Below are 23996 nucleotides of genomic sequence, written 5' to 3'. Positions count from 1 at the left end.
CGACACCTATCGCATCCCCATTGCAGGAGCACATGCCCACTCCGCACACTCGTGCGATCTACTGGGGAAATCCAGACACTACTCCATGGAATGTCTGCAATTCCCAATACGGCCTAGAATATAGGCCGTATTGACAAGGAACAGCATATGCGGAAATCGAGCGTGACCTGGGCCTTCCAGATGGCCAAATTCTTCGAATCGCGCGAGGAGTTGTTTTTGTATGCGCTTCGGGACTGTATTGACGGATCCTGCATTGCGATTGCGTTCTCGCACACCCCGCTAGGAAATCAGTTGGAGGGGTGGCTTGAGGCCGCTATCCATGACGGCGGGATCCCTGAGTCGATCCTCACGGATCATGCGCTCAGTGCCGACAATGAAGCCCTGTCAAATTGGGCACGTCGTCGCAGCGTAACAGTCATCTCGGCCACGCCAGTAACCGCTATGCCAGACGAAAGGATGATGCGATCAGCGCTCCGCAGGTTAGAAGAGGTTAGTCCGAATCACAGCAATCTCAATAGCCTGGCTGTTCTACACGCACTCGCAGAATGGCGCATAGATTACAATTTGCACTTGTAAAGTGGATTATCGAAGCAACCGCGCAGCCCGTATCCCTGACTGAAAGTTCCTTTTCCTAGCCCATTTGGTGTTCGACTTCCCAATGCGTCAACCATTGTGGCGTGGTGCAAACGCCTAACGAGACATTGACTTGTCTGGGAACGCTCGCTCGCCGCCTTCGGCGCAGTCATGCCAATGGAGAGCTTGGGTGTCATGGGAAACTGCCGCTGATCGGCAATCACGAATTATCCGCCACTGATAGTTTCTTCTCGCTGCCAATTTCTCGCTGCGAACACTGGTAGTCGCACAGCGTCACCAAGCTACAAGTCGTCACGTAGTCGCTTGCTTCACACAGGGGGAGTCCGAGTCGGGCGGAAACCGATGGCTGGCAATTCAAAGGGGACCGTATCGAGTCACGTGGCCTTGCAGTTCCTCCGTGATACCGTTGTACAGATAAGACCGGACGCCGTGGTGCATGCGCGACGGTGCTATCGCTCATCGTTGTCCAGTTAGAAAATCTTCCCAATCCCAAGCGTACGCCGAATCTAAGCTAGGCACGCTCGAGCCCCGCAGATTCGCGATGAAGAACGTCCGGGTCGGTTCCGGAATGTCTTCAAGGAGGACGTATGGCCACCCGCTATCGCGGCCATGAACGGGGACTAGCGGAGTGGTCGGCCGCGGCGGCAACTCCTCCTTGCCCGTCAAAGCTATCGCAATGCTGCGTGCGACCAAATCCCACACCGTGGCGGACCAGCGGGGATAGTCCTGCATGCCTCCTCTCCACACCTGGTCGGGGAGCAAATCGTCTCCCAATTCAAATTCGTAGTCGGCCTGCGCGCCAGAGCGCACCCGCCAGACGTCCGCCGTAGCCAGCGTGCGCCGTCCAATCGTGCGGCCCCCTGGCCATAGTTCCACCGTCACGCGCAACATGTCTTAGCTCCTTGGCTCCAGAGAAAGTCTGGTTCACTCGATCAATCCCTGCTGGGCTGCCGATCAATTTGGCCTAGCGCCGGCGAGGCGTTGTGGACGAAAGGTAGCTTCAGGAATTCAGTTGGGTCCATGCTCATAGGGGACGCTTCACAACGAATCGCCGGATAACTGCTCGACAGCTTTGGCAGCTCGACACCAGTCAATCAAGCCCACCAGTCGAGCCATTGGCACAAGTCCACCTCGGCGCACACCAGTCGGCGTACTCCGTTGCCCGACCACTGGAATGCCGAGCGTGGCCAGCTTTCTTTGCAATGCGGATGACTTGCTTTGCGCCGCAGCGGCCAGATCGGAAACAGGCACCCATTCACGACGAAACTTGCACAGTGCGCTGGCCGTGACAACGCGTACGCTTCTCCCATGCATCTTCACTGACTCCGCTTCCAGCAGTCCCGCTTTGATCCAGTGATCAATGACTTCATACTTCCAGCCAGTGGCACGCTCTAGCTGCGGAACTGTCAGCGCCGCCGACAATGCTGCCGTTCCGAGGAAGCGATGCACTTCACGTGCTGGGAAGAGAAATCCCCCGAGGCCGTGCCTTTGACTGCGCCCTATTGGGCGCAGTTTCCCTGCGAAAATTGCCCGATACAACGAGACGAGCGCTTCGCGATCGACCGTATGCCGCGCCGTCAGATCGTTGAAGGCCAGGGTGTCAGTGACCGTCTTATCAGGCGACAAAAGGCCGTCTAGTTGCGGGATGAAGCCTTCTAATGCAACAGTCGAAATTGGGCCGCTCTTGAGAATGGTCGAGCGCCAGTGCGGATCGCTATCTAGCAGTCCGGCTCGCACAAGGTTCTGCAAAACGGAATCGGCGACACCTACCCTCTCCGCCGCTGATGACGTGCTGATCCATAGGGCACGAGCAGTGCGGACGCGTTCAACTTCGGCCCGCTCGATCATTGCCATGCGGTAGTGGGTACCCTGACGGATGATCTCCGCTCGAACCTCGCCATTCTCCACTGCCTCTGACAGTACCGCTCTACTGAGCCCCAAGGCGCGAGCACCTTCCTGCACTGACAGCCATCGACGAGCCATACCAGCCGAAGGCGTCAACCCGACCTCGCCGCGCAGCGCCCCATCGAAGGCGTCAAAGACCACGTCAGAAAACACCTGCCAAAGCGGCGCGAAAGCACCTTGCTTTACACATATCGCCTTCAGCCCTAGGTACCAACTGCCGAGCCGCTTAGCAAGACTATATTCGTTCGACGGTCCTTGGACGAGTCGATCGTTGACGTGGATTGCGAACCCTTCTGGCCAGGACTGCAGCAGCGAGAGCGCGCCATCAAGAAACTTTAAGCTCTCGGCAACCGTCTTCGGCCGCATGGTTTTTCCTGGTCGGCGCGCTGTCGAATCGAGATGAGTTGCGAGCAGGAAAAGCAACTTCGCCAGGTGGATGTAGTCCTTCATTTCGCCGAATTCCACTACGCCGGGCACCAACCTCGTGTCTCCCTGCAGCCTCGCACTTACGAAGCGATGCATATCGGGAGCCGGAGTTGCTTGAGCGTGGCGAAGGTCGAAGCCGCAATCGCAGTGTTCTATACCAAACCGTCCTGTGACCAGCCTTTCGCCGCATTCCGGGCACACATCAATCAGGAAGTTTCCATGCTCGGAGCAAGCAGTAACAAAACAATGGCCCCAGGCGCGCCGCAGATGGATGCTCTTGGATAGGCATTCAGGGCAGATTGGATCTGAGCGACTGCGTAAGAAGAAGGAATCGCACAGCCCAGTGTGATCGCCATTCGCCGGCATAACGTTGTTCAGCCACTCGACCTCAAGCCCCAACGTTTCGCTCAGCGCTGGCTTGTTGGCCCACAGCGCATTCACTGACGGGTTGAGCCCAATGGTCTGCACGAGGCTTTTCCACCCCGGATAGCCGTTCCGCAACGCGAGTCGCCTCAGGTAGCCCACAGGGGCTTCATCCAAAAAAGGGGGCGTAAGATCAATGAGTGACATGAAACTCTGCCTTTAATGCGCGCGCAGTCCGATTGGCAAGCTCGGCATCCGCCGTATCGGATGGCAGCACAAGCTCACCTATTGCGAGTTCGCTCACCAAGACACGCATGAGCAACGCGTCTTCAGGCAGAGCATCCCCAAACGGGCTCACCTCCCGCCTGCCCGGCAGGTTGAGGCGTTCAGCGGCACTGCGAAGCTGCTGCAGTGATATAGCCGGTCCGTCGAGCCATTTCGCCAATTCGGCGAAGAACTTTGCCAATAGCCCTATCAGGCCCGCACTGAGTAGATACAAGTGGCGCGTCAGCGCGTCCCAACCCAGTTCGACACGGTACCCTTCTGCAGTGAAGCATTCCAGAAACTTCCTCGCGCATCCAGCAAAGTTAAGTCTATCGGGCGACTTGTCCCAGCGATATGGCCATAGTTCGATCGGTCTTTGTGCCCGGTTTCGCAGTTGTTCGTTGGCGTCCAACAGCTTGGCGAGCTTCGGGATCCCTGCCAGCACGCAAGTGATATTCAGTTCGTCTCCTAAATTCTTGAACCAATCTCCGACCAGTCGAGCCGAGATCCGATGACCTTTATCGATGAGATGATTCGCCTCGTCGAAGAGAATGACACGAACACCCGCACGAATTAGAGCTTCCTTCATCCGATCGGACAGATCGCCCTCTCGTGCAACGGACCTTATAGGCTGGCCAAGGGCTTTCAAGACACAAAGCGGCAACCCCTTGGGCGAAACCCCTGGGGACACTCGGACATAGAGAACCTGGGCTAGTAGTCGTCCCGACTGACGAGTCGACGGATACCTATGCGATATGGTTCTCAGAATGGCAGTCTTCCCGGTTTGCGACAGCCCTGTCAGGAACAGTATCTGATACGGGAATCCTGCCAGCGCGTCTTCCACACTTTCATCAAGCCTGTCGATGGCACCCACATATGCCGGATGGCCAATGATGAGCTCCGCGATTGCAGCCCGAATGCAGTGACTACTATTCATACGTGGTCACCGTGAGAACGTTAGTGCGTGGGCGTTGCGACACGTTAAAGTCAGGAATCGCATCTTCAGAGATGAACACCTCCGACGATGATTGGGACGGCCCATCAGAATTCGTCACAGGCAGGGGGTTTTCGCGCCGGCGCGCCATGGCCGCCTCGAGGAGTGCGGCATCGTGTTGCTCGCGATTGGTCTCCTTGCTATTGCGCTTGGACTTCTTCGTTCCAGCATCCATCAGGTCCTTATCGAATTGCACCAAGGCATCTGCGGGCTGTCCACCGCTGGCCCGCACGAGCTTACGCCGACGTTTCGCCTCATCAAAATCGAAGGCCGGTGAGCCTTCCGTTACCTCGTCATTGATTAGCATCAGGAGGCGACCGCTGTCCTTGTCAGGGACGTAGACGCAGCGATAGTCCACAGGTGAATAAAACACTGGAACGTTGGCGTTTGGACCATACTGGCGGATAAGCTTCGGGAGATTCTCGCCGCGGAAGCGAAAGCCCTCGAGAGAAATGCCGGTTTTCGGACTGATCGATCGAGTGTCCTCCACGAGCTTGACGATATTCCAGAGATCAGGATCCGGTGGATTCGGTATCGATGAAGCGTGCTCGCACTGCATCCAGCGCTGCATCGGAGTTATTCCGTCACCGCGCTCCAGGTGGTAATCAGCGGTGATGAACCGTTCCAGCGTACGATTTGCCCACTGCTCATATAGCCAACGCACAATCCAGCGTTCGAGTTCTTCAAAGGTCATGAGGTCCTCTTCTATTGCCTGCTCCGTTCGCTCCCCGTCTTTCCCGTTGAATCGCGTGCACCCGGGCAGCACTTCCAGATCGGATTTCAATGCGCCATTTAGACGCTCAATGAAAGGTTTTCGATGGCCAGAATGGGCCGGCGCGCGCTCAACATTGATACCGACCAGCGTTAGCCTTTCCACTCGCTCCCCCTTGTTTTCGGGGCCGTTGTCGACGATTACCTTAATTGGTGTTCCGTACGGATCAACCGGGCAGTTGATGTTGAGCGCGACGAAGAGTTCGCGTTTCGGAGACATTGCCCTCTCAAGGCAAGCAAGCGTGTCGTCGACGGTCGGGCGCTTCTTCATGAGCCGCCAGGACAAGGGCATCGACGTGAAGCAATCAATAGTCAGCATTAGCCACGACTCCACTAATATCGTTCCTCCCAGACCGCGAGTAACGAATGGCAGGTGCAACGTGTCGGCCTCCGTGCGATGTAATGCTCCGCCTGCGCGGATTCGCTGCTTTGCAACCGCCTTCGCGGACCGCGCGAGCCGCGGATCGAGCCTCCGGTAGTCAAGGTCGGGATGCCAATGCTCTACGAGTACTTTTCGGACAAATTTCCTTCCAAGCTGTTCGCCATCTCGCAGAAGGCCAGCGGCGTGCGCTTGCTGGTTCGCGAGCTTTGTGAGTGCAGGAACACGAAAGCGTGATTTCACCTTGGCGTATTGCTCTTCGACCAGTTGCAGGACGAGTTTGACCACCTGGTCCGAATGCCCACCACCGTGATTGCCGCGTAGGTGGAACTGCGGCAGTTGTGCCTGGGCGTGCGCATCGCCTCGAGCAAGGATGCGATACATGGTGCGCTCCGAGCCCAGCAGTATTGGGCGGTCGTCTGAGTCGCGTAGCCCCGTTTCGAGCAGTCCACATATCGCTTGGTGCGCTGTAGTCCCTCGCCGTATGCGCCCTTTGAGTTCGGCGAGAATCAAGCGGTTCACGACCTCCTTTTTGCGAGCGGCATTCGACGCATCGTGCAGCGCAACTGCTGCAATCGGTGCCTCGCGGTTCCGGATCCGGTAGTTTCCCGCGGCCAGGTGTGCGCGAAGCTCTGAAAGCCGAACGGTCTCCGATATGAGCTCCATCGGCTCAATCAGCTCGACCACGCCCTCTGCCGCCCAAATATCTTTGACTAGTCGCTCGCCGTTCGGAGTGGCAATTAGATCCCCTTTCTGCAGGTAACGATTCATGCCGACGCCTCCTGCAGAGGAAGCAACTCGAGAGCCGACAGGTCTCCACCTGCGTAGCTGACTTGCATGTCTGCCCGGATTGGGACATTCCTGAGATCAGCGGAAAGTAGCCCCGTCAAGAAGAGCAGCGGAGCCTCCCGCAACGACAAATCACACAGTTGGAGCGCGTCGACGAGCGCGCCGAGTCCGTGTGCATGGTGCTCCAGTTGCGCGAGCCAATGCGCCGACACGCCGCTCGATAGCCTGCGAAAGCTGGTCAACAGCGCTGCATTGGTTACCAAAGGATGATCCATCGCTGCAGGCACTTTGATCACTGCGAACCGATAGCCACGTCCGCGAAGGAGTGCTGCCGCGTGTCCCACCTTTTCCCAGTACGAATCGCCTGGAGCATGCTGAGACGTCTTGCTCTCAAGTACCCACGGAGCGCCGGATCCCAGTTCGATCTCAAAGTCTGGGGTATATTCGCGCGCACTTACCTCTGGTTTCTTGCGCTCCGATCGCGCCGATTTAAGCTCGTCTCGAGTTCGTAGTAGCCGATTCGTCGGGATGTCAATCGTGAACGGTTGAGCGCGAAGTTTGATTACCCGCGGATCAAGGTCCGCGAGTTGCGCAATGGTCGCTTCTGCGGGCGACTCGATCGCAATGATCCCGCCAGCCTTTACGCTGGAGTAGAGGAGCGATCCCCGACCGCCGACTCTGCCCAACGGCCGGGATCCTTGCATAACGACCCCTGAAGGTCCCGTACTGCGTGACATCGAACTGTTTGCGTTATATGTCATTGATTCAGAATATAGGCCAATTCTTGAGCAAGCCAAAACCTTGATCCGCTTGGACTGTAGTGTGCGAACAGGGCCGACCGCCGCTCTTTGTCAAACCACGGCCTCTATCCTCTGAGAGCACTTCATCGCCGTGGGTCCGCAACCGCGGTGCATCGCAGCGGGCGCGACTTTAGCAGCAGAACGGCGCTCCACAAGAACTTTCCACCACTAAATTTTTGCTTCCCGCTTTCCATGTTGTTCTGCGCCAAAACTCTTGTCCGTTCTCCAAAACTCTTGTCCGTTCCGGGCTTTTGGCGAGCCAGATCCTCTCCAAATTGACAGTAAAAAAACTGGCCAAAGTGAAATCGCTGTCACACGTCGCATGATGACTCGGCGCGACGAACCGAACGATAAGTGCGCAACGGCGGGCGAGCGTGGTCAGCGTCAAGCGCAGGGCATTTGCGCCCGACCTAAGTACATAGCCGGACTGCGTTGCTGGGCACGCGCTGGCATGCCCTGGACACGTTGCGGGCGCTTGTGCGCCGACCGGTCATCGTAGGCCGCCGAACCCATGCGGCAGCGCGTGGCAGCCCAGGTGCGGGCGCACCGCCCCTGAGCATCTGCCGACGCTCAACGCAGTTCAGCTCCAGTAGACGCCCGCAGCGGCACATCCGTCCGGCTCGACTGTGCCGCCGGTGCCGTTATGCGGCAGTTTTGGCCGATCGCGACAGGCACCCTTACGCTGGTAGCCTATCCTGAGGAAGTGGCGAGCCGAGGTTTCGCTTGGAGACGGCTTCGGGCCTCGCCATTCGCATGCCGGCAAAGACATGACCGTCCCTTGCTGCCCCCCATAGCAGGGCCCAGAAATTCTGCGTGCCCTCGGGAAAAAGGGCATTTGCACCACGCGGGCGTTGGAATGATTGCCGCAAATAGGCGTGGCGCATGTGAGGCCACGGGTAAGCGCGCCAGGAGTGAGAGATGCTTTGGGCAGTTCCCTCGGTCATAGACGATCCATGCATTTCCTTGACGGGCTGGACCATAGTGGAGACCGATCGTGGCGAATACCACTTAGTAGGGGATAACGTTGCTACCGGGCTCGGACGTGTCAGCAGCGCACTTGAACGGTACGACCCGGTGTTGACGCAATTCGTCACCAGCAGCGGCCGCGTTTATCGGGTTGCCAATAGAGGTCTCGTCACCTCCGACGCATGGTATGCGTGGGCGGCTTGGGCTAGCTTCAATGGCGTACGCTCGTGGCGTGAGGTGACCGACCACTACGAGGCAGTGGTGCAGGCACTCGCCGCGGACAAGCCATCCATCCACTAGGTTGCCTCTTGAAGGGAATCACATTGCGGCGAGTTATGGTTGAACTGCTTCCTATGGCCGCGAAATAGGGTCAGCATTCTCACGATTGCCAAAGGCATCCTGCCGTTGGTCATTTTCAGACCGGGTGGATACGGCTATCGTCACGGCGTATTGATGGTGCCGACCCACGTGGCCCAGGTAATGGCGCCAACGCTTTTTGGCATGCTGCTCGTTTGTCTCGGTGCAAGAGCGCTATGGATATGAAAGCGGCGCTGGGCTCGACTGCGGGCATCTTGCGCCTAGCCGATACTACTACGCTGTCTGGCCGGTTTCGATCTGCCATCCTGGCGCGATTTTGCGCTTGCCCAGACGCTCCCACGGGGGAGGTTTTGTCGATGTCCACATTGGGCCCATCCCGTCTTCCAAGCCGCAGTGCAGCAACGTCCTCCCGCATACAAGGACGGCCCACACCACTAGGGGCAAAGTTCGGAAGCGTCGAGCTTCATCGAGAAGGCTACGCCGATATTGGTGGCCGCCGTCTTGGATCATCCTGAATCTGCAGGCGAATACGAAGCAGGCACACAAGCTGCGCCAGATCGCCCGCGAATACTCCTTCGCCCTGCGCGCCATGCCGAACCTCGACCGTCTGGTTGGCTCGGTGGTCAAGGAGCACGTAAGTTTCGCAGACCTCATCCAGGTCGCCGTCGGCATGGTCAACGAGGAGACGAACGCGAACTCTGATTCGGAGCGGAACAAATTTCTCCTGAAACAGACCAAGACCGAAATCACCGATTGGATCAATGAGAGCTGGCTTGTATCGGCAATCCGGGAAAGCAAGCGTTACGACCTATACGACGCACAGATTGGTGTGTACGGGCCCAAGCTCGCGACATTGACGCATCCCCACATCATCCGCCCGCTCGCCCTGCTCACGGAGCTTCGTCAAGGCTACAACCAGGAATGGATGGAGAGAGCGCCTGCATTGCGACCTTATGGCTGACGGCCCTTCGGGCCTTCCCACCGAAGGAAGAGGCCGGCCTCCATGGATGTGCAAGACGGCCAATGGCCGACTCGCTGAGGATCACGCGTCTTTCAATATGATAATCTAGAAGTAAAATGGCGACTTCCCGCGGTCTACCGCTCATCCGTGCCAACGAAAGAGCAGACCCGCGTCAGTTCAGGCAGATTTTGGGTCGGGATCATGTACATAAAAAAGGTAAAAGTAAAAAACTTCAGATCTTTGGCGGATGCCGAAATCAATCTCAAAGACTACACGGCAGTAGTCGGCCTGAACGATTCAGGAAAGAGCAATTTTCTACGAGCACTGAATCTGTTCTTCAACGGCCAAACGGACGTTGGCAGCCAGCTCATGTTCGAGAAGGATTTCAGCCAACAAGCCAAAATCATTGGCGGAAAAGCAAAGCAGATTGAGATCGAGGTACATTTTTCACCTCCTTCAAATTACGCGGATAACGACATTGTCATATGGCGGAAGGTCTATCGCACTGATTCGCCATCCCCGTTTCAAGAGACAATTGTGCGTAGCTCCGGCCAGGAGTTCTCAAAGGGGTCGCGGACAGAATACTGGGTGAAGCATATCGCATTCGAATATGTGCCCGCGATCCGCGGAAAATCTTTCTTCGCAACGCTGAAGCGCAGACTTTATAACACCTTGGCGGCCACTGTCGCACCAAAACTAACCAAAGCGTCCGGCACATTTTTGGCGGATCTCCGCAAAGAAGTAAAGAAAATCGAATCAGAGTCGCACAGACTGTTGCAGCTAAAAACAGAATTCTCGTTACCGGTTGATCTTGGCGATTTTTTTGAAATGCTGGATTTTGATTCAGCAGACGACCACTCGAGCACTGCGTTGCAGTATCGCGGGGATGGTATTCAAGGACGTCATATTCCGTTAATCTTAAAATTCTTAGCCGATCAACGGAAGACCAATTCAGCCAAGGGTAAGCCGCCATCGGAGACAATATGGGGCTTCGAGGAACCAGAAAATAACCTGGAACTAACGAAACAAATGGAAACCGCTGAAGAATTCAGTGGATATTCCAAGAGTGTCCAGATCTTGGTCACCACCCATTCTCCAGCCTTCTACGGGAAGGCCAAGCAAGCTGGCATGGTCTGTGTGGCTTCGAGAATGGAAGGTAAGACGTCATTCTCCGAAAACATCGACCCAGAAAAGATGGACACTCATCTGGGTCTGATGCCTTTTGTTCAGCCCTACCTAGAGAAAGCCGTAGCCGAGCGCCGGGATTTGCTCGCACGAATTAAGGATCTTAAAGCACAAGCACTGGTCCGCGACAGGCCGGCGTTGTACGTCGAAGGGGCCAGCGACAAAGTTATCATCGATGCCGTTCTTCAAGCCACGTCACAAGGACAAAAGGATGCATTTGAAATAATAGCGAAGGACGGATTAGGTGGCGGTGTGAATTGGGTAGTTGGCTGTTGTGTCGCGCGAGCAGCGATGACGGACCTCAAGCACAAAACAGCGGCATTGCTAGACGACGACGACGCCGGCGTGGAGGCGGCAACCAAGATAAAGCAATATGGCGCCGCCATCAACCGCCCAAACATCATCAAATGTATTAGCGTCGGACGCAGAAATGGCGACGATGCGATCCGCCAATTAAAGCAGAGCGGGATCTTTGTTCCCTTAGCCATCGATGAGCTATGTGGCGAGTCTGCATGGGATCACGCCGAATCCAAAGGATGGCTCGTGGAACGTGGCGAGGAATTGCTCACGCGCAATATCAAGTTGATAACCAAGACCAAGACATTGGCTCAAGTCATAGCGGAAAAGATCGACGACAACCATGCGCGTCGCCTAGTCGAATACAAAATCGATCCGACCAAGAAAGGAAATTTCGCCAGACACTTTGCCAAGGAGGTGTCAGAAGGCGGGGCGATCCCGGCGACGCTTAAAGTGCTTGCGACTCAGATTAGGGAATACCTCAAGAGCTAGCGCTATCTGCGGCTGGGTCGAGATCAGTTATCCGCATCCGTCGTGTCCTGGGCGGCCATTTGGCTTGAGTCAGGTCGCCTTGGCTAGGCCCGACAGCGGCTTCGGCAAGCCTTCCGGTCTCGCCGAAGCCGGGTACGCTACAGCAACACCCGATAATGGCGGTTATCCGCATCCGTCGATTTGATGATCTGGTATTCCATACCGCTGGCCACAGCGATTTGCTGTGCAAAATCCTTTTTAGCCTGCACCACAGCGTCCTCAATCTGATTATCGGCCTTCACCTCGACGATCACGTATTTCACGCTGCCATCTAGTTCTTCGCGCTGGAAGAGGAAGTCCGGGTAGTAGCTGCGTACCGTATGGGAATCCGGATCGATGTATTGGATGAAGAAGTCCGACTGACCATGGGTAAGCATCCCTGTGAAATAGACCTTCTTCACGCGCTGCTCTCGAAGCAAATCCCAGAACAGTTGGCTCTCGGAGCCCGAGTCGAAGCAGTACGTGTCGAGATGGAAGCTCTTGGCGCGTTCTTCGTCCTTAATTGGGCTGTCCCCCATCCTGACGATCTTGTCCTTGCGGGCCGTCACCTCGTAGTAGCCGTTTGGTGGCATCTTGATCAGATCAACCTCGTGCTCTTCGGTCTGTTGAGATTCGTCCAAGTCAAAGAGTTGATTGAACAGGCGCGGAATGATTTCGTCATAGAGCAGTTCGTTGAACTCGTTGGCTATCGCCACCAGCTCATCCGTGCCCTCCTTCGTCGCGTCCAGCAGATCCTCGACGCCCAGTGGGCCGAGATTGAGATAGCGGGCGACCTCAGCCACCAGCGTCATCCGCGAGAACACACGCTTTTCGCGACGTGCAGTCAGGTCGAAAGTGCGGCTGCTCGACGCTCGGGCGGCATCAGCCGCGGTCAAACCTTCCTGCTGCGTTTCGATCAAGCGGTACTTCTCTATCAGAGAGTTCCAGCCTTCCCTGTCCGCCCGGTCTAGTCCGAGCGGCTGACCAGGAGTGAGCTTCTTCTCCTGCATCTTGTACTGTTTGCGCAACCGCACTAACTTGATCTTGACTGGCTCAACGACCCGTACCTCGACACGATCCTTGTCGCCGGCAACCTTCTGCAACTCATCGGCGCTGATGCGGAAGTTCTGTTGCAACTCGTCATTCAGGGTGTTCAGATTCTCGTTTGAGAGAAAGACGTGGCCAGTGTGTTGTGCTTGGCCAATTGCTCGTAGGCACCGCATGGTGGCTTGCAGGACGAAGATCTTGGACTTCGGCTCACGGAACAGGCCGACGCCGAAGAGTGATCGACAGTTCCAGCCCTCGCGCCCTTTGTTCACCAGCAAGACGAACTGCTTTTCTGAGTCCTCGGTATCGAGGCGGTTGAATTCGCGGATGTCGTCGTTGGTGGTGTGCTTGTCGTCGCCTACGTTGACCAGGATCCGAGAGGTCGGAATCCCGTGCTTGATGAGCGCACGCTCGACCGCTGGCTTCAGCTCGCTGGTCAGCTCGTCGATAGAAGAAGCGAAAAAGGCCAGCTTGGGTAACATGCCTTCCGGGCGCAGATCACCAGTTTGCTTCAGGAAGCTCTCGACGGCGATGTCCACGAACTCGTCGGTGCGGGTGTTGCTGTAGCCGTGCAGCATCACCTTCTTGAGGAAGCACTTGTCGATAGCATCCTTTAGGCCGTAGGCGTACACGACTTCCGGCAGCACTTCCCGCCCTACGTAGGGCGTGCCGGTGTAGTTGTAGCAAGCAACCACGCGCGTGCCCGCCGCGCTCAGGCTGGCTGCGAGGGCGTCGATGGTAGTACGCAGGCTGGTGTCCGTCTCTTTTGCACCCACGCCCATATCCTTCGCCAACGCCTTGCCGAAGGCATGGTGGGCCTCGTCCACGTAGATGCCCAACTGCTCAAGGCGACGCAGCTTTTCGAACCGCTGATTGGTGGTCAGCTCGCCTTCTTCTTCTGGCTGATCGAAGTTGTAGAGATCGGCAGCGTCGGCATAGACGCCAGCGACAGCAAGCGTCTCCCCCGTTGCTTCGAACAACTTGTCTGTGGCGGTCTTCTCCTTGTGCTGGCGCTTGAGGATGATCTTTTGCGTGTTGGATACGATGATGTTGAAGCGCGAACGATCCAAAGTGTCCAGCGATGTGCCCGCCTCCTCTAGATAATGGAAGCGCACGTGCATAGTCAGGAAGTTGACATACTCCGGCGGCACTACGCGGGTGAGATCAAACGACTCGATTTCTTTCAGCGAGTACAGCACCGTCTTGTCCGGTGCGAACACCAGCGCATTGTGGCAATAGCGCGCGTCCTTCTCGAACTTGTTGCCTAACAAGAACTCGTAGAAGATGCAGGTTGCCATCAGGATGGTTTTGCCGGTGCCCATCGTCAGAGCAAAGATGTAGTTCGGGTAGGCGCGTGAGTTCTTGCGCATTTTCTCGAACAGCACCTTGTAGGAGTTCAGTTCCAGCTCATCACTTTCTCCGAATTGGAACATCTCCTGCCCTGCGGTGCCATAGAAGGAGCCGAACTTGCGGCCCTCAAACTTGCCACTGCGCTCATACCACGCCTTAAAGATTTCCTCGACCTTGGCATTGCCGAGGAATTCCTTCAGGAAGACGTAGGTTTCCAGCGCCTCGAACTGCGGCTGGCGCAGGAAGGCCTTGGGGTTCTTCTCCGGGTTGTTGAAGTCTAGGAATTTGCGGGTCAGCTCCTTGTAGTTCTGCCGGATCGCGCCCCGGTTGGACTGGTAGAACTGCCACAGAAAGCGGAAAAAGGCGAAATCCAGCGATGCACCGGACGTGCTAGCGTTGATCGCCGTGCGCTTAGTTGCCATTGCTGATGCTCCCTTCCCACGATTCAGACAGCAGGTCAGTGATCTTCACTCGGATGGTGCCTGCATCCTCTGGAACCTTGTAAGCGCCCTGGACCAGATCGTTCTTGCCCGGAATGTCCACTACCGCGGGTTGCAGCACCGCCCCGTCGTAGTTCCAGTCGATAAGCACGGATTCGACCAGCTCCTTCCAGTTCTCGACCGACTCCTTCTGTAGCGAGAGTTTCTGTAGCAGGTTCATCGGGTAGAACTTCTCGATGATCAATTCGCCATTCTCGATGGCGAGCTTGGCCTGCGAGTCGCGTTTGAACTCCAGATTGGCCTTGTCGCGCAGAATGTCCACGACTTCCACATCAACCCTCACGCCAGAGCATCGCGCTGAGCGCGCTCGATTGATTTGGGAGAGTCTGGGCGATCTCGAGGAAAGGCGCGGCCGTGGCATCTTTGATGGATCCTACACATGGTCGCACTACGGGGAGCGTAGAACTCCCCCGTTTCCAGCGGCCTTCCTGCGCCGCCTCAACACAGCGGCATGGATACCCGATGGAAACGGCAATCTCCAGCCGCCAAGCCTCGTGATATTCGACACCCTCGGCTGGAAGCCCAACCCCTTCCTGCAGACCAAGATTGCATTTAAGCCACCTATCATAGACCAGTTAGCTAGAGAGGCTGGCATCGATCCCGCTGCCCTCGATTTGCTGAGAAAGCACGGCATCACCAGCGTGGCTGAGCTAATCAGCCGCCTCGGCATCGAGGACTCGCTCGCTGAACCCGAGCCTGAGACCGATGAGGAGCTGGAGGCCGATGCCCAGCCTAATGGCGATGTATACGACGATGCAAAAGATCTCTATGGGGACGACATGCCGAACATTCCGCCTGGTACGCCCGATCCGGATGGAGGCGACGGCGCGATGACGGGAGGTACGGGGAGTGGTCAAGGCAGGCCTGGCACTGGGGGAGCAGCCGGGCGCGGTGGCCACGCACGCGGGAACTCGCACGGCAGTTCCGCCGGGACCCGCAACCATGCCGGGGACAGGGACGGGGACGGAGGCACCAGCGGCAGCCAAGGAAAGCAATCAACTGGCCAAAGCGCCTCGCGCCCCTTCATCTCATACGTCGGTACCCATCCCGAGGAGGATGACTCAGATCCGGACGGCCTCGACCAGGCAACTAGAATGCAGATCGAGAAGCAGGCCATCGATTTGATCATTGAACTTGAACCGACACTGCGCCGCACCCCGGAAGGCAATCCCGGCTTCGATCTCTATGAAGCGGACAACCACAGCAAGCCGATTCGATGGGTCGAAGTCAAATCGATGGCTCATGGGTTGGAGAGCCGTCCTGTTGGCCTCTCACGCGCTCAGTTTGAGTGGGGTAGAGAACAGGGCCCAGCATATTGGCTCTACATCGTGGAACATGCAATGGATCCTGCGATCGCTCGGGTGCTACGGATTCAAGATCCTGTGGGGCGGGCTAAGACTTTCACCTTCGATCGAGGCTGGAGAGAGGTCGCTAGGATGGAGCCGGTATGAACGCTGGCCGCCGGGCGAGGTCTGTGCGCAAAATCAGCAATGCCTTGCGATACCGGTGCGCTCTGGTTTAGGCGGCACATGCCGCCAGAGGACTTCCCGCCGCCCTAGCAAACGACGTACTTGTGGTCGCGTGGCGGTGCGGCCTTCTGCAATCTGCTCTGCACCAGGACGAAGAGCAGGGCGTGTCATTTTCCGTCGTTGGGTCTTTCGAATCCCCTGAGCCAGGGTATGGCTTTTGATGTGGCCAACTTTCCGTCCGACCAGGATTACACGCAGCTATTTCTGAGCTGGGGAGCCTCCCATCGAGGATGCCCATCTCGGACAAGCACTCAAAGTCGCATTCGATGATGGTGAATGAAGATGAAGTGTGACTGAATGGCGAAAGGTCAGCGTGTGCCCCGAATCAGCTCAGTGGCGTCGGACCGAACTAAAACAACTGCGCTGGAAGTAGCCGAACGCCTATTTTTACCCGATCTCGGCCTTATCAGCCTCCCATCTGGCCGTCGCGTGCGCGTCCGATCTCTGCCGTTCGCCCCCCCCGGGGCCGACAACAGACTCCGTTTATTCGTTGCGCCTAAATTTTTCGCTCACAGCAGTATTTTTAGCCGCACCGAAAACGCTTGCACACAATGTTCGCAGCACAACTATCGAAAAGGCGAGATGGCAGAGCGACATCGGGACTCGTATCAGGTTTGTTATTCGAGTCTTTCGCGGCCCACTAAGGTTCGTACCCTTCCACTTAGTCCTGATATCGCTTAGGGAATCAAGGCTCTTGCCATACACTATGGTTGGCGCTTTTTTCCTCAATTCAGGTCAGGAGCTATTCATGGTACGCCCCGTCGCCATGGATGATGAGAATCCACGTTGGCCACGATGGCTGAGCCAGGGCAAGAAGGTCGCGCAACTTATAGATGAAGGCATTGCTGGCAGCGGAGACTATGCAGAGACGGAAGTGGGGCTCAAGGATGTTGGGCTCGCTTCCCGGACAGCACGAAGGTTTGAGTCGCTATACCGTTTTCTCTTGCGCGTGTATCCGGCGATGTTGCAGCGAAGGAAAGTCTTGGCGGGTTCGACTGCTGTTATGGAGCTCATGAAGTTGCATGAGCACTCCGCCAAGCTCGCCGACAAGGTAGTTGCAGATGTCCTTGCTGGCACCCTGACCCACGACAAGGTACGAGCTCAGCGCGAAAGAGTAATGCCTTCAACTGGAGATACCGCGCGCAAGTTTGGAACTGCTAAGCGCATAGCAGACTTCGAACATATGGCGGTTGCACAGATCCGGCGAAAGCCGGAGTTGCTAGGACTAGCCAAGGAGGGTCGAGTCGAACTACCACTCCCACGGAAGCCGCTCTTTCCTGATCTCTTGTTCAAGCAAGGTGATTGCACAATTGCCGTGGAGATAAAGGCAGCAGGGCCGAGGCGTGACAGCTACATTGTTGGAAGCTATATGGCTCGTCTGGCGCAACTGCTGCAACGATACGACCGGGCTATCCTGGTTCTGCCTGGAGGATGCGAAGAACTAGCCCAAGCTACGGTAAAACTCCAGCAGGAATGGGGGCCAGCAGATATATCGATAGTCTGCCTATCGGGACCCAAGCCACGAGCATTCGATGTCCGGACTACTGAGCTACATGGCGACACAAGGCGATGACCAATTTTTCGGGCGCATCGCTACTTAGTTGTCGGCGGCCAGGATTTGCATGAATGGAGCGGCCCTTCCCGCTGCGCTCTCGTTGAGCCACGGGAACCCGAGGGACGCTATTCGAGAGCGATTAACGTCTATGCTGAATGTCGCCTAGCCGCTACAAAGGGCTGATCGGCACGAGGACTCGTTGCCCAACTACTCGGTAACAGCCTGACCGAGCACACCAGGATGGCAAGACGGCCGACCAAGAATTCTTGGTCGGCCGTCTTGCCATCCTGGTGGGAACAAAGCGGCGCTCGCCGATCTACATAGAGACTTACTTCCCGACCCGAGGGCTAACTGTCGCGTGATTCAAAACAGCCTTTGCCAATAATCCCGGCACCATTTGTCACGAATCACCACCTGCTACACCTAAATTAAACATCAATATTCCGCGCCACCAACGCATTGGACTCAATAAAGTTCCTACGCGGCTCCACCTCATCCCCCATAAGGGTGGTAAAGATCTGATCCGCCGCAATAGCATCCTCAATCTGCACCTTCAGCAGTCGCCGCTGCGTAACGTCCAGCGTCGTCTCAAACAACTGCTCAGGGTTCATCTCCCCCAGCCCCTTATAGCGCTGACGCGAAACGCCACGCTCAGCCTCGGCAAGCAACCACTGCATAGCCCCGTGGAAATCATTCACGGTCTGATCGCGCAGCTTCTCGCCTTCGCCACGCTGCACCTTGGTGCCTTCCGGGGTCAGGCCCTGGAACGTCTTGGCCGCGTTAGACAGGGCAGCGTAATCCGCGCCATGAACAAAATCCGCATCCAGATGCGACAACCGCACGTTGCCATGGTGACGGCGCGCAATCATCAAGCGATGCTTGTCGGTCTTTTCGTCGAACTGAGCGTACACGTCCGCGGTGCCGTCATCATTCACGGCCGCGCCAATCAACGTCTTGGCATGCATCTCCGCCAGCTTAGCCTTCAGCGCCACCGCTGAAGCCTCCGCCGCCGCAGCACTATCCAGATCCAGCGTCACGCCGTCCGCAATAGCACGCAGAGCGTCGGTATCAACAACGCGCGACAAGCGACCAATCACCCCTTCCGTCAGCTGATACTGACGAGCCAGTTCAGTCAGCGCATCACCACTGATCTCACTGCCATCCGGCCGAACAAGCGACGCCTTCTCCATCGCCAGCTTCAACAGATAAGCATTGAGCTCGACATCATCCTTGATATACCGCTCTTCCTTGCCATGCTTGATCTTGTACAGCGGCGGCTGCGCGATATACACATACCCGCGCTCGATAATGTCAGGCATCTGCCGATAGAAGAACGTCAGCAGCAGCGTGCGGATGTGCGAGCCGTCCACGTCCGCGTCAGTCATGATGATGATGCGGTGGTAGCGCAGCTTTTCCAGGTTGTAGTCGTCCTTGCCGATGCCGGTGCCCAGCGCGGTAATCAGCGTCAGCACTTCCTGGCTGGACAGCATCTTGTCGAAGCGGGCGCGCTCTACGTTCAGGATCTTGCCCTTGAGCGGCAGGATGGCCTGGAACTTACGGTCGCGGCCCTGCTTGGCTGAGCCGCCTGCGGAGTCGCCCTCCACCAGGAAGAGTTCGGACTGGGCGGGGTCTTTTTCCTGGCAGTCGGCCAGCTTGCCGGGCAGGCCCATGCCGTCCATCACGCCCTTGCGGCGGGTCATTTCGCGGGCCTTGCGGGCGGCTTCGCGGGCGCGGGCGGCGTCTACGATCTTGCCGCAGATGGTCTTGGCGTCGATGGGCGTTTCCAGCAGGAAGTCGGTCAGGGCCTTGCTGACGAGTTCTTCCACGGGCAGGCGCACTTCTGACGAGACCAGCTTGTCCTTGGTCTGCGAGCTGAACTTGGGCTCGGGCACCTTCACGGACAGCACGCAGGCCAGGCCTTCGCGCATGTCGTCGCCGGTGGTTTCCACCTTGGCTTTCTTGGCGACTTCGTTTTCTTCGATGTACTTGTTGATGACGCGCGTCATCGCGGCGCGCAGGCCGGTCAGGTGGGTGCCGCCATCCCGCTGCGGGATGTTGTTGGTGAAGCAGAGCACCTGCTCGTTGTAGCCGTCGTTCCACTGCATGGCCACTTCCACGCCGATGCCGTCTTTTTCGGTGTTGGCGTAGAAGATGTTGGGGTGCAGGACGGTCTTGGCGCGGTTGATGTACTCGACAAAACCCTTCACGCCGCCGGAGAAGGCAAAGTCTTCTTCCTTGCCGGTGCGCTGGTCGACCAGCTTGATATGGACGCCGTTGTTCAGGAACGAGAGCTCGCGGATGCGCTTGGAGAGGATCTCGTAGTGGAACTCGACGTTGGTGAAGATTTCTTCGTCGGCCAGGAAGTGGACTTCGGTGCCGCGCTTGTCGGTGGCGCCGATGACCTTCATCGGCGAGACTTCAACGGGCTGGCCGTCGGGGCCGGGCACGGTCTCGATGATGCGGTTCTGCACATCGCCCTTGGCGAATTCGATGAGGTGGACCTGGCCGTCGCGGCGCACGGTCAGGCGCAGCCACTTGGAAAGTGCGTTCACGCAGGACACGCCCACGCCGTGCAGGCCGCCCGATACCTTGTAGCTGTTCTGGTTGAACTTGCCGCCGGCGTGCAGCTCGGTCATGGCAATTTCCGCCGCGCTGCGCTTGGGTTCGTGCTTGTCGTCGAACTTGACCAGGGGCGGAATGCCGCGGCCGTTGTCGACGATGGAGATCGAGTTGTCGCTGTGGATGGTGACCTGGATCTCGGTGCAGTAGCCGGCCAGCGCTTCGTCGATGGAGTTGTCCAGCACCTCGAAGACGAGGTGGTGCAGGCCGGTGCCGTCGGAGGTGTCGCCGATATACATGCCCGGGCGCTTGCGTACCGCCTCCAGGCCTTCCAGGATCTGGATCGAGGAGGCTCCGTAGGTGTTTTCCTGTTGCGGTTTCTGCTGTTCGGTCATGTCTTTCCTACTTGCGGCGAATACGGATTTCGGGCCGGGCCGGCATGCTCTGGATGCTGGCAGCGGGGCGCGAAGGGTCCGCATGGCGGGTTACTAAAAACGGCAAAAGGGGCGGATCGTCATGTCGATCCTGCCCCCGCTGCGGGATGCTCATCCCCAGGACTTCCCGGCCGGGCCGGGTGTCAATGCGTGCCGTTTGCTGCTCCGGTAGCTCGTCTTCTGCGTGTCCTGTTACCGGATCATCAGATGCGCATCGGCATGACGACGTACTTGAAATTGTCGTCTTCCGGCACGGTGATCAGCGCACTCGAATTGGAGTCGCCGAGGCTGACCTGCACCTGCTCGCTCTTCAGGTTGGCGAGTACGTCGAGCAGATAGGTCACGTTGAAGCCGATATCGAGCGCGTCGCCCGAGTAATCGAGTTCCAGCTCTTCCTGCGCCTCTTCCTGGTCGGCGTTGGTGGAGCTGATCTTGAGGACGTGCGTGTCGAGGATGCAGCGCACGCCCTTGAATTTGTCGGTGGTCAGGATCGCGGTGCGTTGCAGCGCCTGCTGCAGCCGCACGCGGTCGATCGCGAAGGCGTTCTTGTAGCCCTTGGGGATCACGCGCTGGAAGTCGGGGAACTTGCCTTCGACCAGCTTGGAGATCAGTTCGATATTGGCGAACGTGAACTTGACCTGGTTGGCGGCCAGCTGCACCGTGACCGGATCGTCGTTGTCTTCCAGCAGGCGCTGCAGTTCCAGGATGGTCTTGCGCGGGATGATGACTTCCTGGCGCGCGCCCACACCGGCGGCTTCATTCTCAAGCTCGACGCCGCAGTAGGCCAGGCGGTGGCCGTCGGTGGCGACTGCCATGACCTTCTTGCCTTCCACCACCAGCAGCATGCCGTTCAGGTAGTAGCGGATGTCCTGCTGCGCCATGGCGAAGTGGACCATCGCCAGCAGGTGCTTGAAGGTCTTCTGCGGCAGCGTGACGCTGGCGTTGAATTCGCTGGCTTCGGCAACGGTCGGGAATTCTTCGGCGGCGAGCGTCTGCAGTGCAAAGCGGCTCTTGCCGGATTGCACGGTCATGCGCTTGTCGTTGAGCGACAGCGCAACGTCGCCGTCGGGCATGGCACGCAGGATGTCGAGCAGCTTGCGCGCGGCCACGGTGGTGGCGACGCTGTCGTTGCCGACGCCGCATTCTGCATGCGTGGTGATCTGGATTTCGATGTCGGTCGACAGGAAGGACACGTTCGACCCGGACTTGCGAATCAGCAGGTTGGCCAGGATCGGGAGGGTGTGGCGGCGCTCCACGATGCCGCTCACGATTTGCAGCGGACGCAGCAGGTTGTCTCGCGAGGTTTTGACCAATTGCATTGAATTTATCCTTCGTCGTTTGTAGTCGGCGACCGCAGAACGCAAACAACTCCGAATTCACTTAGGAATCAAGGAGTTAATGTGCCATTGTACCAAGGATAAGCCGCTGCGGTGAAGCGGGGCGGGACCGGCTGGCGGGCCAGCTGTGCACAAAAAGCCACGCTGGTGCCTTGGTGCGCTTTGGCGCACTTGCCATCCCGTCCCGACTCACCGCAAAGCCTTATCGGTGGCCACTTTCCGGACTGTTGCTCCGGCGACGCTGACGTTAATTCCCCAGGCGCCACGGGTTGTCCGTGGCGCGCACCCTACAGTATGCCAGCCTCGGAGGGCCGGCCCTTCAAAATGCGCCTTTCCCGGTCTACGGCCGGGAACGACCATGCATCAGCCCTTGAGCGTTTGCTCCAGCACGTGCAACTCATGGTTGAGCTGCGCATCCTTGCTGCGTTCGTCGGCGATCTTGCGCACGGCGTGCAGCACGGTGGTGTGGTCGCGGCCGCCGAACAGCTCGCCGATCTCGGGCAGGCTCTTCTGCGTGAGCTCCTTGGCCAGGTACATCGCGATCTGGCGCGGACGGGCAATATTGGCAGGCCGCTTTTTCGAGTACATGTCAGCGACCTTGATGTTGTAGAAATCCGCGCAGGTCTTCTGGATGTTCTCCACCGAGATCTGGCGGTTCTGCACGGTCAGCAGGTCCTTCAGCGCTTCACGCGTCACCTCGATGGTGATGTCCTTGCCGTGGAAGTTGCTGAACGCCAGGATCTTGCGCAGCGCGCCTTCCAGCTCGCGCACGTTTGAGCGCAGGTGCTTGGCGACAAAGAAGGCGACTTCTTCCGGAACGTTCACGTTCTCGGCAGCGGCCTTCTTCATCAGGATCGCCACGCGCATTTCCAGCTCGGGCGGCTCGATCGCCACGGTCAGGCCGGAGTCGAAGCGCGAGATCAGGCGGTCGTCGATGCCGGTGATTTCCTTGGGGTAGGTATCGCTGGTGATGATCACCTGCGCCCGGTTGGCGATCAGGGCCTCGAAGGCGTAGAAGAACTCTTCCTGCGTGCGGTTCTTGCCGGAGAAGAACTGGATATCGTCGATCAGCAGCAGGTCGAGCGAGTGGTAGTAGCGCTTGAACTCGTCGAACGCCTTGCGCTGGTACGCCTTCACCACGTCGGACACGTACTGCTCGGCGTGGATGTAGCGGATGCGCGCGCGCGGGTTCTCCAGCAGCATGTAGTTGCCGATGGCGTGGATCAGGTGGGTCTTGCCCAGGCCCACGCCGCCGTACAGGTACAGCGGGTTGTAGGACTTGCCGGGGTTGTTGGCGACCTGGATGGCGGCGGCGCGCGCCAGCTGGTTGGCTTTACCCGTGACGAAGTTGTCGAAGGTCAGGATCGGGTTCAGGCGCGAGCGCTCGTGGACCGTGTCGCTGGGCTGGTGGCCGGGCATGCCGTTGGGGCCGCCCATCGGCGGCTGCGACTGCGGCTGCGGCGCGCGGTAGGAGCGGGCGCTGACTTCTGCGGGGTCCATGTGGACCACGTCGATATCGCCCATGTCGTTGGCGTGCTGGCTGCCATGGCCACCCATCTGGCCCAGATGGCTATTGTTCTGCCCGGGGTGCTGGCCGCCCTGGCCCATGCCGGGCATCGGCGCACGCGCGCCGGCCGGGACCGGCGCGGCGGACGGGTTGCCGTACGGCGGCTGGCCCATGCCGTAGGCGGTCGCGGCCGGATACTCGCCATAGCCCTGCTGGCCGGGCTGGCCGGCCATGGGGTAGGGCGCTTGCCCGCCCATCTGCTGGCCGCCCGGGTAGCCGCCCATCCCCGTACCCGGGGCTGCGTGGCCGTCCATGCCCGGCATGCCCATGGCGCCGCCCTGCTGCGGGTGCGCGCCCGGCCCGATGGCCGGTTGCGGCGCCTGCATATAGGCGGCGGCACGGCCGGAGGCCGCGGGATCGAGCACGAACTGGACGGTGACCTGCGCTTCCCAGTATTCGCAGGCCAGTGCGGTGATGCGCCCGGAGAACTGGCTCTTGACCCAGTCCAGCTTGAAACGGTTGGGCGCAGCAATCCGCAGCGCATGCGTTTCTTCATCGAACGCAACGGGCGCCAGCGGCTTGATCCACGTTTTGAACTGTTGCGGCGTCAGCTCGCGCTCGAGTTGCGCTGCTGCCGCCTGCCAGAAATCTTGCAT

General features: G+C 58.2%; 14 protein-coding genes and 1 pseudogene. 6 read left to right on the top strand and 9 right to left on the bottom strand.

Going from position 1 to position 23996, the window contains the following annotated elements:
* Positions 1–162: 162 nt before the first annotated feature.
* On the top strand, positions 163–576 hold the full coding sequence (locus E0W60_RS10880) for a hypothetical protein (RefSeq protein ID WP_135704051.1): 414 nt from the start codon (positions 163–165) through the stop codon (positions 574–576).
* Positions 577–1632: 1056 nt separating this feature from the next.
* On the opposite strand, the gene E0W60_RS10870 is transcribed toward E0W60_RS10880, so the two are convergent.
* The 4 genes from E0W60_RS10870 to E0W60_RS10855 are packed head-to-tail and all read right to left on the bottom strand — an operon-like array spanning position 1633 to position 7171.
* Positions 1633–3495: a TniQ family protein gene (locus tag E0W60_RS10870; RefSeq protein WP_135704049.1), complete on the bottom strand. Its 1863-nt coding sequence runs from the start codon at positions 3493–3495 to the stop codon at positions 1633–1635.
* Entirely contained in the window at positions 3482–4489 is a 1008-nt protein-coding gene (locus tag E0W60_RS10865) for a TniB family NTP-binding protein (protein WP_135704048.1), read from the bottom strand. Before E0W60_RS10865 ends, E0W60_RS10870 begins: the two co-directional genes overlap by 14 nt.
* Complete coding sequence (locus E0W60_RS10860; protein WP_135704047.1) at positions 4482–6467, bottom strand: Mu transposase C-terminal domain-containing protein; 1986 nt, start codon at positions 6465–6467, stop codon at positions 4482–4484. The genes E0W60_RS10865 and E0W60_RS10860 overlap by 8 nt, the downstream gene beginning before the upstream one ends.
* Positions 6464–7171 (bottom strand): hypothetical protein, encoded by a 708-nt coding sequence (locus E0W60_RS10855; protein ID WP_135704046.1) that lies wholly within the window; start codon positions 7169–7171, stop codon positions 6464–6466. Before E0W60_RS10855 ends, E0W60_RS10860 begins: the two co-directional genes overlap by 4 nt.
* Before the next feature lie 1455 nt (positions 7172–8626).
* Between E0W60_RS10855 and E0W60_RS37495 the strand changes: the two are divergent.
* From E0W60_RS37495 to E0W60_RS10840, 3 genes and pseudogenes are all read left to right on the top strand, one after another.
* Positions 8627–8791, top strand: a pseudogene (locus E0W60_RS37495) (MFS transporter); the annotation flags it as partial.
* The gene (locus tag E0W60_RS10845) at positions 8772–9530 is read left to right on the top strand and encodes an ATP-binding protein (protein WP_167884576.1); all 759 of its coding nucleotides are present in this window, start codon (positions 8772–8774) and stop codon (positions 9528–9530) included. The pseudogene E0W60_RS37495 and the gene E0W60_RS10845, both read left to right, overlap by 20 nt.
* A 147-nt stretch (positions 9531–9677) precedes the next feature.
* Positions 9678–11504, top strand: a complete 1827-nt coding sequence (locus E0W60_RS10840; protein WP_135704044.1) for an ATP-dependent nuclease — start codon at positions 9678–9680, stop codon at positions 11502–11504.
* Positions 11505–11641: 137 nt separating this feature from the next.
* Here E0W60_RS10840 and E0W60_RS10835 read toward each other — a convergent pair whose 3' ends face one another.
* Together E0W60_RS10835 and E0W60_RS10830 are read right to left on the bottom strand one after the other, a co-directional pair.
* Positions 11642–14341, bottom strand: coding sequence for a TnsA endonuclease N-terminal domain-containing protein (locus tag E0W60_RS10835; RefSeq protein WP_135704043.1), 2700 nt, complete (start codon positions 14339–14341; stop codon positions 11642–11644).
* Positions 14331–14690 (bottom strand): hypothetical protein, encoded by a 360-nt coding sequence (locus E0W60_RS10830; protein WP_240745915.1) that lies wholly within the window; start codon positions 14688–14690, stop codon positions 14331–14333. Before E0W60_RS10830 ends, E0W60_RS10835 begins: the two co-directional genes overlap by 11 nt.
* Positions 14691–14913: 223 nt before the next feature.
* Between E0W60_RS10830 and E0W60_RS10825 the strand changes: the two genes are divergently transcribed.
* Both E0W60_RS10825 and E0W60_RS10820 read left to right on the top strand, forming a co-directional pair.
* Positions 14914–15870 (top strand): protein NO VEIN domain-containing protein, encoded by a 957-nt coding sequence (locus tag E0W60_RS10825; protein ID WP_240745914.1) that lies wholly within the window; start codon positions 14914–14916, stop codon positions 15868–15870.
* 826 nt (positions 15871–16696) lie between these two features.
* A complete protein-coding gene (locus tag E0W60_RS10820) occupies positions 16697–17521 on the top strand; it encodes a hypothetical protein (protein WP_135704041.1) in 825 nt (274 codons plus the stop codon).
* Positions 17522–17931: 410 nt separating this feature from the next.
* Here E0W60_RS10820 and gyrB read toward each other — a convergent pair whose 3' ends face one another.
* The 3 genes from gyrB to dnaA form a co-directional block, all read right to left on the bottom strand.
* Positions 17932–20457: a DNA topoisomerase (ATP-hydrolyzing) subunit B gene (gyrB, locus tag E0W60_RS10815; protein ID WP_135704040.1), complete on the bottom strand. Its 2526-nt coding sequence runs from the start codon at positions 20455–20457 to the stop codon at positions 17932–17934.
* 242 nt (positions 20458–20699) lie between these two features.
* Positions 20700–21815, bottom strand: a complete 1116-nt coding sequence (gene dnaN, locus E0W60_RS10810) for a DNA polymerase III subunit beta (protein ID WP_116320112.1) — start codon at positions 21813–21815, stop codon at positions 20700–20702.
* 381 nt (positions 21816–22196) lie between these two features.
* A complete protein-coding gene (dnaA, locus tag E0W60_RS10805) occupies positions 22197–23996 on the bottom strand; it encodes a chromosomal replication initiator protein DnaA (protein WP_135704039.1) in 1800 nt (599 codons plus the stop codon).

Source organism: Cupriavidus oxalaticus (assembly GCF_004768545.1).
Classification (GTDB): domain Bacteria; phylum Pseudomonadota; class Gammaproteobacteria; order Burkholderiales; family Burkholderiaceae; genus Cupriavidus; species Cupriavidus oxalaticus_A.
Note: the sequence above shows the minus strand (reverse complement) of the source record. Positions and strands in the feature narration are given on the sequence as shown.

Excerpts from the sequence above, each read along its gene's own strand:
- E0W60_RS10870 (WP_135704049.1), bottom strand. The coding sequence starts at position 3,495 with ATGTCACTCATTGATCTTACGCCCCCTTTTTTGGATGAAGCCCCTGTG.
- E0W60_RS10865 (WP_135704048.1), bottom strand. The coding sequence starts at position 4,489 with ATGAATAGTAGTCACTGCATTCGGGCTGCAATCGCGGAGCTCATCATT.
- E0W60_RS10860 (WP_135704047.1), bottom strand. The coding sequence starts at position 6,467 with ATGAATCGTTACCTGCAGAAAGGGGATCTAATTGCCACTCCGAACGGC.
- E0W60_RS10835 (WP_135704043.1), bottom strand. The coding sequence starts at position 14,341 with ATGGCAACTAAGCGCACGGCGATCAACGCTAGCACGTCCGGTGCATCG.
- E0W60_RS10820 (WP_135704041.1), top strand. The coding sequence starts at position 16,697 with ATGGTACGCCCCGTCGCCATGGATGATGAGAATCCACGTTGGCCACGA.
- gyrB (WP_135704040.1), bottom strand. The coding sequence starts at position 20,457 with ATGACCGAACAGCAGAAACCGCAACAGGAAAACACCTACGGAGCCTCC.
- dnaN (WP_116320112.1), bottom strand. The coding sequence starts at position 21,815 with ATGCAATTGGTCAAAACCTCGCGAGACAACCTGCTGCGTCCGCTGCAA.
- dnaA (WP_135704039.1), bottom strand. The coding sequence starts at position 23,996 with ATGCAAGATTTCTGGCAGGCGGCAGCAGCGCAACTCGAGCGCGAGCTG.